The sequence below is a fragment of the Flavobacterium sp. UBA6135 genome (assembly GCF_002428305.1).
GTDB lineage: Bacteria > Bacteroidota > Bacteroidia > Flavobacteriales > Flavobacteriaceae > Flavobacterium.
On sequence record NZ_DIVJ01000037.1, the window covers coordinates 72,393 to 84,386 of the forward strand.

Consider the following 11,994-nt stretch of genomic DNA (forward strand, 5'->3'; position numbering starts at 1 on the left):
TTATCGTAATGATACTATACACTTCAAATTCTAATTTTCTGAAATCTATTTTTCTATTCTTTTTAATTTTTACAACAAGTTTTGAATCTTTTGCACAAATAAAAGGCACCGTTAAAGATGTTAACGGACAACCACTTGCTTTTGTAAATATTTATATTGAAAACACATATATCGGAACTACTTCAAACGAAAAAGGTCACTATGAATTGAATACTCAAAGCTTAGAAAAAGTCCCTCTAATTTTTCAATACCTTGGATTCAAAACGCAAAAACACATTTTAGAAGTCAGCAAAATACCCTTAGAATTTGATGTAGTGCTTATTGAAGAAAACTACAACTTGAGTGAAGTAGTCATAAGTTCAAAAGAAAACCCGGCAAATCCTATTATTAGAAGTGCAATAGCCGCAAGAAAATCAAATTCAGATAAAACCGGAAGATTTACAGCCGATTTTTATTCGAAAGGGATATTCAAATTGAAAAATGCTCCTAAAAAAATATTAGGTCAGGAAATTGGCGATTTTGACGGTGCATTAGATTCTACCGGAACCGGTATCATTTACCTCTCTGAAACGGTTTCAAAAATTACATTTGAAAAGCCGGACAACCTAAAGGAAAAAATCATTGCTTCAAAAATCAGCGGAAACAATAACGGATTTAGTTATAATACGGCTCAAGGAACACGTTTTGATTTTTATGAAAATACAGTTGAACTGGGAGCAAAACTCATATCGCCAATCGCGGATAATGCCTTCGGATATTATAAATATACCTTGGAAGGAACCTTTTATGATGAATACAATCATCTGATTAATAAAATAAGAGTAACTCCGCGTCGGGATGTTGAACCTGTTTTTGAAGGCACCATTTTTATTGTGGAAGATTCTTGGGCAATTTATGGTATTGATTTAAAAATCAAAGGCTATCGAATGAAACAGGAATTTGTGGATGTGATGACGCTTAAACAAAACTTCAGCTTCAATCAATCCAATAAAATTTGGGCAAAAAACATTCAAACTTTAGCCTTCGATGCAGGTGCCTTCGGAATTATTTTCAATGGAAAATTTACACACGTTTTCAGTAATTATGATTTTAAAGAAAGTTTTGAAAAGAAAACATTTTCGAGAGAAATTTTAAGTTTTGAAGACCAAGCCAATAAAAAGGAAACTGCATATTGGGACGAAAAAAGACCGGTGCCGTTAACAGAGGAAGAAGTGTCAGATTATACTAAAAAGGATAGTATACAAATGCTTCGCAAATCCAAACCGTACTTAGATTCGATCGATGGAAAAAACAATAAATTCAAAATTCAAAAACTGCTCTCAGGGTATTCTTTTCAAAACTCAGAAAAAAATTGGCGGATAAATTATGAAGGACTCATAAAAATTCCTCATTACAATACCGTTCAAGGTTGGCACTTGTCATCTGGGATTTCCTATACAAAAAGAAACGAAGACGATCGAAAGTTTACCACTTTTGGAACTCGATTCAATTATGGGTTTGCTGAAAATAAACTAAGACCCACTGTCTTTTTCAGAAGCAGACTAAACGCCAAAACAAACAGCTTTATAAACATTACTGCCGGTAAAGAAGCAGTCCAATTTAATCAAAATAACCCCATTACAAAACTGGGAAATTCTTTGGTAAGTCTTTTTCTTAAAGAAAATTACATGAAATTGTTTGAAAAAAACTTTACTGCTGCAAGCTATAGCCAAGAAATCATAAACGGTTTTTATGCTAGTGCTGCAATTGAATACTCTGAACGCAAACCGCTATTCAACTCTACCGATTTTGTGATTCTAAAAAATGACAAAACCTTTACCTCTAACAATCCGTTGGATCCCGAAGATTTTGTTAATCCGGGAATTGAAAAACACAATTTGATAAAAGCGAATCTAAATACTAGAATAAATTTTGGGCAAAAATACCTTTCCAGACCGGATGGAAAATACAATATTTCTAATGACAAATACCCTACGCTGTTTTTTGGCTATGAAAAAGGATTTGCAGGAAATGAATCAAAATACAATTATGATTTTATTGCCTCTAGAGTGTTCTACGAACAATCCTTTTCAAACAAAGGAACTTTTGCTATTAACCTAAAGGGAGGAAAGTTTTTTAATGCCGATGAAATCTCATTTGTGGATTACAAACATTTTAATGGCAATCAAATCATTATCAGTTCAGATAATCGGTATCTAAATGTATTCAATCTATTGCCTTATTATACGAACAGCACCAATGATAGCTATATAGAAACTCACATAGAACACAATTTTGATGGTTTTATCATGAACAAAATTCCGTTGCTCAACAAACTAAAATCTACCTTAATTCTTGGGTACCACCAATTGGCTACTCCTGAAAATAAACCCTATCGCGAGTTTAGTATTGGGTTGGATAAATTAGGTTTTGGAAAATTCAGAATGCTCCGTTTAGATTATGTTCGATCCTATAATGGAAGTTCATTTGGCACCGACGGTATCTTGTTCGGATTGCAACTTCTGAGTGTATTGGAATAAACCCGTGATAAAATAACAAAAAAAGAAAATAGTGGAACTGTTTTTGATACAATTCACGAAATTTTAAAAATAATAACCAATGAAAAAAATGTATCTTTTAGTGTTGTTACCTTTCATCACTTTGGCTCAAGAAAATGAAGAAAAAAAATTCACCGGAGAAATCAAATCCAATCTTTTTGATTTAGTGGTTGGAAAATCATTCAATTTAGGTTACGAACATTTTTTAAAAGGCAATCAAGCAGTGCAATTTGATGTAACCTTGTTTGACACCTATTCCTATCTTGATGCAGGGTATATGGAAAAAAACAATTTAATGGGTTTTCAGGCTTCTTATAACATCTATTTCTCAAAAAATAAAGAGCACCATGGCTTTGTTTTTTATCCCTTTGTAAAGTACAGAACAGGAACACAAGAAATAGAAGATTACTATTTCTATGATGGCAGTACAGGTAACTATGTTTTAGTTACAAGAGAGTATGATTTATCAGGGCTTGAAGCGGGTTTTGGTATGGGTCACAAATGGCTTTTTAACGATAAAATCAGCTTAGGTGTTGGAGCCCAATTGGGTAGAAATTTTTCTAACGACAAAGATTTTAGAGACAACTATTCCGAAATCGATTTTAAAGCAAATGTTACTTTAGGATATCGATTTTAAAATAGAATACAAATCACAATAAAAAAACCCCGATTCAGAAATGAGTCGGGGTTTTGTTGTAATTAAACACGAACAATATGAGCTCCAATTGCTCGTAAACGTTCATCTATTCTTTCGTATCCTCTGTCTATTTGTTCGATATTTTGAATGGTACTGGTTCCCTTTGCAGATAATGCCGCAATCAATAAAGAGATTCCGGCTCTGATGTCCGGAGATGACATCACCGTGGCTTTCAATTGCGATTGAAAATTATGTCCAATAACCGTAGCACGATGCGGATCACATAAAATTATTTTGGCTCCCATATCAATCAATTTATCCACAAAAAACAAACGACTTTCAAACATTTTTTGATGAATCAACACATCGCCTTTGGCTTGTGTGGCAACCACCAATACAATACTCAATAAATCAGGAGTGAATCCGGGCCAAGGTGCATCAGCAATGGTAAGTATGGAACCATCAATATCGGTTTTTACTTCATATCCGTTTTTGTGTTCCGGTATATAAATATCATCGCCACGACGTTCTAACGTAATTCCTAATTTCCTGAAAACATTAGGAATAACTCCTAAATTATCCCAGCTTACATTCTTAATAGTGATCTCACTTCGAGTCATTGCTGCTAGGCCAATCCAACTTCCAATTTCAATCATATCAGGCAAAATACGATGAGTACAACCCCCCAAAGATGCAACTCCTTCAATAACCAATAAATTAGAACCCACTCCGCTAATTTTTGCTCCCATAGAATTTAACATGGAACACAATTGCTGTAAATAAGGCTCACATGCGGCATTGTAAATAGTGGTTTTGCCTTCTGCTAAAACTGCTGCCATCACAATATTTGCTGTTCCGGTTACAGAAGCTTCATCAAGCAACATATAAGCTCCTTTCAAACGACCACTGTTTTCAACTCCATAAAAATGGTCTTCTCGGTTGTAACGAAACTTAGCACCTAAATTGATGAATCCTTCAAAATGGGTGTCCAACCTTCTTCTTCCAATTTTATCTCCACCCGGTTTCGGAATGTATCCTTTTCCAAATCGAGCCAATAAAGGCCCCACAATCATGATGGAACCACGCAATGAACCGCCTTCCTTTTTGAAAGCTTCGGTTTCTAAATAACCTACATTCACTTCATCAGCTTGAAAGGTGATGGAACCCGGACCGTTTTTTTGCATTTTAACACCCAAATTACCTAATAAAGTAATGAGTTTGTTTACATCAATAATATCTGGTATATTGGTTATAGTGACTTTTTCAGGGGTTAATAAAACCGCACACAAAATTTGTAATGCTTCATTTTTTGCTCCTTGTGGCGTGATTTCACCTTTTAACTTGTGACCGCCTTCAATTTTGAAAGTTCCCATAGATTTACTCCCGATTTATGATGTTTTGTTGTTGGTTCCCGGATTGTTATTTTTCTTGAAAGGCTTTGCCTTTATGATTTTCTTTTTAAAAGAAGTATTGCTTTGAATTTTTGGATTGGAAGGCATATTTTTATTTGAGACTTTCTTATTGGTTCGCATCAAATCTGTAGTATGTAACAATTCTTCTGAAGTGTCATGAAGGTTAATCTTCCCACCTGAAAGTTCTACCAGATGATCAAAAATTGCCTTGTCTTCAACGGTGTCTTTATTCCAACTCAAATACGACTTCTTCATGTGATTGGCAATCACTTTTATTAAAGCACTTTTTAAATCACCATCTTCCCAACTGTTGGCTACATCAATCATGTACTTGATGTTGTTACCATAAAAACGGTATTTCGGATTTTTTTGAGGATAATCCAATCGCTCCGGTTTCAGATTAATCACTTCTCTGGTTGGAATCGGATACGGACTGTCAACTTCCAATTTGAAATCAGACATGATAAAAAGTTGATCCCATAACTTGTGCTGAAAATCAGGTACATCTCGCAAATGCGGATTCAAGCCTCCCATTACTTTGATGATATAACGAGCCGCTTTGTTGCGTTGTTCTCTATCCTCAATTTGTGATGCTTGATCTATTAATTTTTGCAAATGCCTTCCATATTCAGGAATCATTAAATGCGTTCGCTCTGCATTGTATTCCAATACATGAACAATATCGTTTGCTTGCTTATTGGTATTCATAGGTCGTAATTATAAGGAAATTATGCCTTCAATGGTAGAAACAGTTTGGTATTTCTCAATCACATGATCAGGACTTTGCATTTCAACATTTATGGAAATACTGGTAAACTTTCCGTTTTTTGATTGTGTTGTTCGAATTACAGCTCCCAAATTATCAAATGCTGCTTCAACTTCTACTATCTTACTTTTATCAGTTGGAACAATAAATTTGAATAAATAAAGGCCAGGCCAATCGGAAGTTGTTTGTAATTCTTGTTTTAAACGCTCATAAAACGCTGCTGTCTTTTCATCCATCATAGTAACAATTATACGCAAATATACAGTAATGATTTAATAAACAAAGGGTCACTTTTTTGAATTGTGATTTTTTATGATTTTTTCATGGTTTTTTTTGTAATGTTTCTCTGAAAAGGGGCAAATGAACAACCTACCAATTACTATCTTGTAATATTTGTAGCTACTATCTAAAAAGGTTTTGAATAACTAATGTTGAAAAAATAGTTGCTATTAAACAAATTGTTTCTCTATTTTTGTTCACTTCTTTTTCTTTTGAAATGCAACCAAAAATAATTGTTATAACCGGTGGGCCGGGAACAGGTAAAACAACTTTAATTAACCAATTGATTAAAGAGGGACATATTTGCTACCCTGAAATTTCAAGAGATATTACCGAAGATGCCAGAAAAAAAGGAATCGACCAACTTTTTTTAAATAACTCCCTTTTATTTAGCGAACTGCTTCTTGAAGGTAGAAAAAAACAATTTGAAACAGCAGTGTCAGAAAAAGCTCCTGTCATTTTTTTAGATAGAGGCTTGCCGGATGTTTTGGCCTACATGCATTATATTGGCGATAGCTATCCAAGTTCATTTAACGACAGTTGCAAAGAATTACGCTATTCAAAAGTGTTTTTATTACCCCCTTGGGAAGAAATTTATACTTCGGACGAATACCGCTATGAAAACTTTGAACAAGCCAATTTAATCTTCAACCACTTGAAAGAAACCTACGAAGAATTTGGCTATAATCTCATTGAAGTCCCAAAAGATTCGATAAATAAGAGAATTCTCTTTATCTTAGATGAAATTTCTAAGGAATAAGATGTCGAAAAGTCTTGAAGTACTAAAAAAATATTGGGGTTTTGATTCGTTTAGAAAACCACAAGATGAAATTATCGCCTCTGTTTTAGCGGGACATGATACATTTGCTTTATTACCAACAGGAGCAGGCAAATCTATTTGTTTTCAAGTGCCAACACTGGTAACCGACGGTTTGTGTTTAGTCATTTCCCCGCTCATCGCTTTGATGCACGATCAGGTAGAGAATCTAATGAAACGCAACATCAAAGCAATGGCTCTCACAGGCGAACTTTCAACCGATGACATCATTACATTATTGGATAATTGTGTTTATGGCAATTACAAATTTTTATACTTATCTCCCGAACGACTTCAGCAAGATTGGGTGTTGGAAAAAATAAAAAACTTGCCTCTCACACTCATTGCTATTGACGAAGCTCACTGCATTTCGCAATGGGGACACGATTTCAGACCGGCCTATTTGAAATGCAATTTACTCAAAGCATTTTTTCCAAAAGTGCCGTTTATTGCTTTAACTGCCACCGCAACGGAACGTGTTAAAAAAGATAGTATTGAAATTTTGGAACTAAACAACCCCAATTTTTTTCAAATTTCTTTTGCAAGAGAAAATATCAACTATGCTGTGATTGAAACAGAAGATAAATTTTTTCAAATCGAACAATTGTTGAAAAACAAATTGGAACCGGCAATAGTTTATGTCAGAAACAGAAAAATGTGCCATGAAATTTCAGACCAATTAAATCAGTTGGGGTTCAAAGCTACTTTCTATCATGGTGGCCTACAAAAATCAGTGAAAGAAAAAAACCGATTAAAATGGATGAAGGAAGAATCACCTATTATGGTAGCAACAAACGCTTTTGGAATGGGGATTGACAAACCGAATGTAAAAACAGTCATCCACATTCAAATTCCTGAAAATTTAGAAAACTATTATCAGGAAGCCGGACGCGTTGGTCGAGATGGTAAGCAATCGGTAGCAGCTTTATTGTATCATCCTTCCGATGTTCTGACTGCTAGAAAACAATTTTTAAACAATTTACCCGACATCGATTTTGTAAAAAAAGTATACGTAAAATTGTGTTCCTATTTTCAAATTGCTTACGGAGAGGGACTTTACGAACAGTTCAATTTAAATTTAAATCAGTTTTGTGTAAAATATGAGTTGCCAATAAACAAAACTTACAACAGCATTCAATTTTTGGATAGGCAAAGCATTTTGACTTTCAAACAAGAATACTCAGAAAAAGTGAGCATTCAATTTTTAATTGAAAGTAAAGAAGTCATTCGGTTCATAAGTTTAAATTCAGCCTATGAGCCTATAATAATGGCAATTTTAAGAACCTATCCCGGAATTTATGATAGGCCTACTGCTATAAATTTAGCTTTAGTCGCAAAAAAAGCCGCATGTGACGAAAATAAAATTGAAGAAGTTTTGACTGTTCTAAATAACAAAGAAATTATTACATACAAAGCCAAATCAAACGATGCTACCATCATTTTTAACGAAGTTAGAGAAGATGATCGTACAATAAATCGCGTTAGTAAACATTTGACTGCTCAAAATAAAGTAAAACAACACCAATTGGAAGCTGTTTTAAATTACATCTCAGACAAATCTACTTGCAAACAAAAGTTGATATTGCAATATTTTGGGGAATCTTATTCAAAAAATTGTGGTAAATGCACTACTTGTTTGTCAAAAAAAACAACGATTGGTCTCGATTCATCTGTATCGCTAATTCTGGAAGAACTTGGAACACATCCTCTAACATCAAGAGAATTACTCTTAAAAACACATTTAAATGAGCAAGAACTTCTAAAAATCCTCCGGGAACTTTTAGATTCAAATAAAATTAAAATCAATACTAACAATAAATTCTCAATTCAATAAAATGGAAAAACTAAAAATTGTTTTCATGGGAACTCCTGAATTTGCAGTAGGAATTTTAGATACTATAATAAAAAATAATTTTGACGTAGTGGGAGTAATCACTGCTCCTGACCGACCTGCCGGAAGAGGTCAAAAAATAAAATTCGCTGCCGTAAAAGATTTTGCTTTGAAAAAAGGACTGCCCATCTTACAACCAACTAACCTGAAAGATGAGGCCTTTTTATCCGCTTTAAAAGCTTTAAATGGCAATTGCCAAATTGTAGTGGCTTTTAGAATGCTACCGGAAGTAGTTTGGAAAATGCCAAAATATGGTACAATAAATCTTCATGCATCACTTCTACCCAACTATAGAGGAGCTGCTCCTATCAACTGGGCTATTATTAATGGCGAAACTGAAACCGGTGTTACTACTTTTTTTATTGATGAAAAAATTGACACTGGGGCAATGATACTTAATGCCAAAACTACAATACTGGAAAATGAAAATGCGGGACAACTTCACGATCGCTTAATGGCTTTGGGAAGTGAAACAATGATTGACACACTTCACTTAATTGAAAAGGGTAAGGTGCAAACTACTATACAAACCGAAAATCCAAATCAAAAAACGGCTTATAAATTGAATCGCGATAATTGTAAAATTGATTGGAAGCAATCAGGCGAGCAAATTGTCAATTTAATTAGAGGGTTGAGCCCCTACCCCACTGCATGGTGTCTCTTTAAAGATAACAACCAAGAATGGAACGTGAAAATTAATAAAGCCTCTTTTGAAAGGGAGATACACGATTTTAAAATTGGACAAATTATAACTTCAAAAAAAGAATTGAAAATTGCCGTAAAAGAAGGGTTTGTTAAAATTATAGAAATTCAATTTCCGGGTAAGAAAAACATGGCTGCGGCTGAATTGTTGAACGGATTGCTGTTTTCCTCAAATGCTATTGCCGTGTGAGAGGCTTGAAACACTGATTTTTTGACACAAAAACCGATAAAGAACACCTCTTTATCAACAAAAAACCAAAGTTATCAACATTACTGACGAAAAATGACGAAAATCCTTGTGCGGTAAGGAATTCCTATTAAATTTGTTACTATTAACATAATGTTTAACCAAATTAAATAACTTTTATTATGAACAAATCAGAATTAATTGATGCTATTGCTGCAGATGCAGGAATTACAAAAGCTGCTGCTAAATTAGCTTTAGAATCTTTTTTAGGTAACGTTGGAAAAACTTTGAAAAAAGGTGGTAGAGTATCATTAGTAGGTTTTGGATCTTGGTCAGTTTCTAAAAGAGCTGCTAGAGACGGAAGAAACCCACAAACTGGTAAAACAATCAAAATCGCTGCTAAAAACGTAGTAAAATTTAAAGCAGGTGCAGAATTAGAAGGATCTGTAAACTAGTTTCTTTAATTCATATACTTTAAAAGCCACGCCAAAAGCGTGGCTTTTTTGTTATAAATTTTGATTTCAAACTTTTTTTTTATTAATTTTACTACTTATTGCCTTAGTATGATTACAGAAAAACTTAAAAAAGGTCAACTGCTCATCGCAGAACCCTCCATATACGGTGATGTTTCATTCAATCGTTCCGTAGTCTTATTGGCCGACCATAATAATGAAGGCTCTGTTGGTTTTATACTAAACAAACCTTTAGAATATACTATCAATGATTTGGTTCCTGAAATTGAAGTGGAATTCAGCGTTTTTAATGGCGGCCCTGTAGAACAAGACAATTTATACTTCATACACAATATCCCGGATTTAATATCTGATAGTATCGAAATTTCAAATGGTATCTTTTGGGGAGGCAATTTCGAAACTACAAGAGAATTATTAAATAAAGGGGTTATCAAAAAAGACAACATTCGTTTTTTTCTAGGCTATTCCGGTTGGGATGCCCTGCAACTTGAAACAGAAATGCAAGCCAATTCATGGATTGTTAGAGATAACAATTATAAAAACGCTATTTTCAGAAAACCAACCGTTGATTTTTGGAAAGATCAAATTTTTGAATTAGGAGGTGATTATGTAATCTGGTCTAATGCCCCAGAAAACCCAATGCTTAACTAACTTGAATCAAAGCATTCAATTGGCCTACCAAAAGGGAACCAACAGTACTTTCATAGGTCTTCTTTCTATATTTTGTGATGGATTGGACGCCGTGTATCACATTCGTCAAAAACAACTCATCCGCCTTTTGCAAATCAAAAGGGGAAATAGGAGCTTCAACCAACTTTAATTCCTCATTCTTCTCAATTAATTGCATAACTTGTTTTCGCATAACTCCGTTTAAACAACCTTCACTCAATGGTGGAGTTGTAATGGTCGAACCAAACCGCATAAACAAATTACCACTAATACCTTCTGTTACATTTTTGGATTCATTGATTAGCAAACAAGAATCAAAACCATTTTCTTGAGCAAATACCGACGCCAAAACCTGAATGGTTTTAGAAGTTGTTTTTAAAGTAGACAACAAATGATTGGAAACATGAAAATCTTTAAAAAGTTCAACTTCAAATGACCTATTTGACGATTGATATAAGGTCGCTCCAATCGGATTCGCTTGAATAACATACGATATTGTGGAAACGTCAGGTGCATAATAACCCCCATCATTGCGGTATACCGTAAAACGAATTCTACAACTTGTTAACCTGTTCTCTTTGGCTAGATTTAATATTTCTTGTTCCAAAAATTCCATCGTAAAGTGCATAGGAATCTTCATTCGTAGTATTCGCATGGAAGACATCAACCTAAAATAATGCGATTCTAAAAATAAAATTTTGGAATCAACAATTTTTAAGGTCTCAAATACACCATCGCCATATAAAAAAGACCGGTTGTTTGCTAAAATAAAATCAGATGTAACTAAAACGCCATTGTGGTTAATCATAAAAAAAGCCCTGAAAAATTCAGGGCAAATATAAGGCTTTCTATAGTTTTATTAAACAGATCCTATAACATGTTTTAAATCTGAAATTTGATTTTCCCACAATAACTTGGATTCTTCCAATTCATCTTCTACAGAAAAATCAGTAACTACTAAGGATACATCTTTCGTAATCTCATCTTCCATAATGCGAAGTTCAAAATAATATTCAGTGTCTTTGTCATTCTCATCCAACCACTTAAACTTAATTCGCTCTCCCGATTTCTTGGAAGCCAAACGGGCTTTCTCCTTAGAATCATTCCATATAAAGGTAAAAAACTCTCCCCTTGAATTAACATTGTCAGCAAACCATTCAGATAACCCCGATGGTGTAGATATATATTGATATAATAATTGTGGCGATGAATTAATAGGGAATTCTATCTCGTAACGTACTTTTGAACTCATGTATTAAATTTTTTGGAAATATATTGAATATTGTGCCAAAAAACAAAAGGTTTTTGCAAATAAAATTTTTTATAAAATTATATTTGCAGCCTTTAATATTAATTATATATTTGCACCCGCATTGAACAAGCACTGCTTGAGCTTATTTTTGCAAGGTAGCTCAGTTGGTTAGAGCGTTGGATTCCTATCCGCCCAGGCAGACCCGAGTTCAAATAAATTAAATAAAATAAGGCGAGGTAGCTCTCCCGACATTTTCGATAGGTTAGAGCATTAAATTAATATATGGCGAGGTAGCTCAGTTGGTTAGAGCGTTGGATTCATAACCCAAAGGCCACGGGTTCAAATCCCGTCCTCGCTACTAAAGTCCCTGAA

Annotated in this window: 12 protein-coding genes and 1 tRNA gene; 8 read left to right on the forward strand and 5 right to left on the reverse strand. The window is 34.1% G+C overall.

Features of this window, described 5'->3' with window-relative positions:
• Nucleotides 1–8 precede the first annotated feature (8 nt).
• Both B3L86_RS09565 and B3L86_RS09570 read left to right on the forward strand, forming a co-directional pair.
• Nucleotides 9–2,519, forward strand: a complete 2,511-nt coding sequence (locus B3L86_RS09565) for a DUF5686 and carboxypeptidase regulatory-like domain-containing protein (protein WP_291118223.1) — start codon at nucleotides 9–11, stop codon at nucleotides 2,517–2,519.
• A gap of 79 nt (nucleotides 2,520–2,598) precedes the next feature.
• On the forward strand, nucleotides 2,599–3,174 hold the full coding sequence (locus B3L86_RS09570; protein WP_291118226.1) for a hypothetical protein: 576 nt from the start codon (nucleotides 2,599–2,601) through the stop codon (nucleotides 3,172–3,174).
• A gap of 62 nt (nucleotides 3,175–3,236) precedes the next feature.
• Here the strand turns inward: B3L86_RS09570 and murA are convergent, their stop codons facing one another.
• Genes murA through B3L86_RS09585 form a run of 3 tightly spaced genes read right to left on the reverse strand, consistent with a single transcriptional unit; the run spans nucleotide 3,237 to nucleotide 5,588 of the window.
• Nucleotides 3,237–4,547, reverse strand: a complete 1,311-nt coding sequence (murA, locus tag B3L86_RS09575) for a UDP-N-acetylglucosamine 1-carboxyvinyltransferase (RefSeq protein ID WP_291118228.1) — start codon at nucleotides 4,545–4,547, stop codon at nucleotides 3,237–3,239.
• 15 nt (nucleotides 4,548–4,562) lie between these two features.
• Nucleotides 4,563–5,294 (reverse strand): DUF4290 domain-containing protein, encoded by a 732-nt coding sequence (locus tag B3L86_RS09580; protein WP_291118231.1) that lies wholly within the window; start codon nucleotides 5,292–5,294, stop codon nucleotides 4,563–4,565.
• Nucleotides 5,295–5,303: 9 nt separating this feature from the next.
• Entirely contained in the window at nucleotides 5,304–5,588 is a 285-nt protein-coding gene (locus B3L86_RS09585; protein WP_291118334.1) for a DUF493 family protein, read from the reverse strand.
• 260 nt (nucleotides 5,589–5,848) lie between these two features.
• On the opposite strand from B3L86_RS09585, the gene B3L86_RS09590 reads away from it, so the two are divergent.
• The 5 genes from B3L86_RS09590 to B3L86_RS09610 all read left to right on the forward strand — a co-directional run bounded on the left by B3L86_RS09590 (nucleotide 5,849) and on the right by B3L86_RS09610 (nucleotide 10,352).
• A complete protein-coding gene (locus B3L86_RS09590; protein WP_291118234.1) occupies nucleotides 5,849–6,391 on the forward strand; it encodes an ATP-binding protein in 543 nt (180 codons plus the stop codon).
• A 1-nt stretch (nucleotide 6,392) separates the two neighbouring features.
• Nucleotides 6,393–8,282: a RecQ family ATP-dependent DNA helicase gene (locus tag B3L86_RS09595; RefSeq protein ID WP_291118236.1), complete on the forward strand. Its 1,890-nt coding sequence runs from the start codon at nucleotides 6,393–6,395 to the stop codon at nucleotides 8,280–8,282.
• A gap of 1 nt (nucleotide 8,283) precedes the next feature.
• Nucleotides 8,284–9,231, forward strand: coding sequence for a methionyl-tRNA formyltransferase (fmt, locus tag B3L86_RS09600; protein ID WP_291118239.1), 948 nt, complete (start codon nucleotides 8,284–8,286; stop codon nucleotides 9,229–9,231).
• A 179-nt stretch (nucleotides 9,232–9,410) separates the two neighbouring features.
• Nucleotides 9,411–9,683, forward strand: coding sequence for an HU family DNA-binding protein (locus B3L86_RS09605; RefSeq protein WP_188362431.1), 273 nt, complete (start codon nucleotides 9,411–9,413; stop codon nucleotides 9,681–9,683).
• A gap of 108 nt (nucleotides 9,684–9,791) precedes the next feature.
• Nucleotides 9,792–10,352: a YqgE/AlgH family protein gene (locus B3L86_RS09610; protein ID WP_291118243.1), complete on the forward strand. Its 561-nt coding sequence runs from the start codon at nucleotides 9,792–9,794 to the stop codon at nucleotides 10,350–10,352.
• Here the strand turns inward: B3L86_RS09610 and B3L86_RS09615 are convergent.
• Together B3L86_RS09615 and B3L86_RS09620 are read right to left on the reverse strand one after the other, a co-directional pair.
• Entirely contained in the window at nucleotides 10,345–11,178 is an 834-nt protein-coding gene (locus B3L86_RS09615) for an aminotransferase class IV (RefSeq protein ID WP_291118245.1), read from the reverse strand. The two genes, B3L86_RS09610 and B3L86_RS09615, sit on opposite strands and share 8 nt — an antisense overlap.
• Before the next feature lie 51 nt (nucleotides 11,179–11,229).
• The gene (locus B3L86_RS09620) at nucleotides 11,230–11,622 is read right to left on the reverse strand and encodes an START-like domain-containing protein (protein ID WP_291118248.1); all 393 of its coding nucleotides are present in this window, start codon (nucleotides 11,620–11,622) and stop codon (nucleotides 11,230–11,232) included.
• 284 nt (nucleotides 11,623–11,906) lie between these two features.
• Here B3L86_RS09620 and B3L86_RS09625 point away from each other — a divergent pair.
• A tRNA-Met gene (locus B3L86_RS09625) sits at nucleotides 11,907–11,980 on the forward strand.
• Nucleotides 11,981–11,994: the final 14 nt, after the last annotated feature.

Coding starts and splice junctions, on each gene's coding strand:
- B3L86_RS09565 (WP_291118223.1), top strand. CDS start 9: ATGATACTATACACTTCAAATTCTAATTTTCTGAAATCTATTTTTCTA.
- B3L86_RS09570 (WP_291118226.1), top strand. CDS start 2,599: ATGAAAAAAATGTATCTTTTAGTGTTGTTACCTTTCATCACTTTGGCT.
- murA (WP_291118228.1), bottom strand. CDS start 4,547: ATGGGAACTTTCAAAATTGAAGGCGGTCACAAGTTAAAAGGTGAAATC.
- B3L86_RS09580 (WP_291118231.1), bottom strand. CDS start 5,294: ATGAATACCAATAAGCAAGCAAACGATATTGTTCATGTATTGGAATAC.
- B3L86_RS09585 (WP_291118334.1), bottom strand. CDS start 5,588: ATGGATGAAAAGACAGCAGCGTTTTATGAGCGTTTAAAACAAGAATTA.
- B3L86_RS09590 (WP_291118234.1), top strand. CDS start 5,849: ATGCAACCAAAAATAATTGTTATAACCGGTGGGCCGGGAACAGGTAAA.
- B3L86_RS09595 (WP_291118236.1), top strand. CDS start 6,393: ATGTCGAAAAGTCTTGAAGTACTAAAAAAATATTGGGGTTTTGATTCG.
- fmt (WP_291118239.1), top strand. CDS start 8,284: ATGGAAAAACTAAAAATTGTTTTCATGGGAACTCCTGAATTTGCAGTA.
- B3L86_RS09605 (WP_188362431.1), top strand. CDS start 9,411: ATGAACAAATCAGAATTAATTGATGCTATTGCTGCAGATGCAGGAATT.
- B3L86_RS09610 (WP_291118243.1), top strand. CDS start 9,792: ATGATTACAGAAAAACTTAAAAAAGGTCAACTGCTCATCGCAGAACCC.
- B3L86_RS09615 (WP_291118245.1), bottom strand. CDS start 11,178: ATGATTAACCACAATGGCGTTTTAGTTACATCTGATTTTATTTTAGCA.
- B3L86_RS09620 (WP_291118248.1), bottom strand. CDS start 11,622: ATGAGTTCAAAAGTACGTTACGAGATAGAATTCCCTATTAATTCATCG.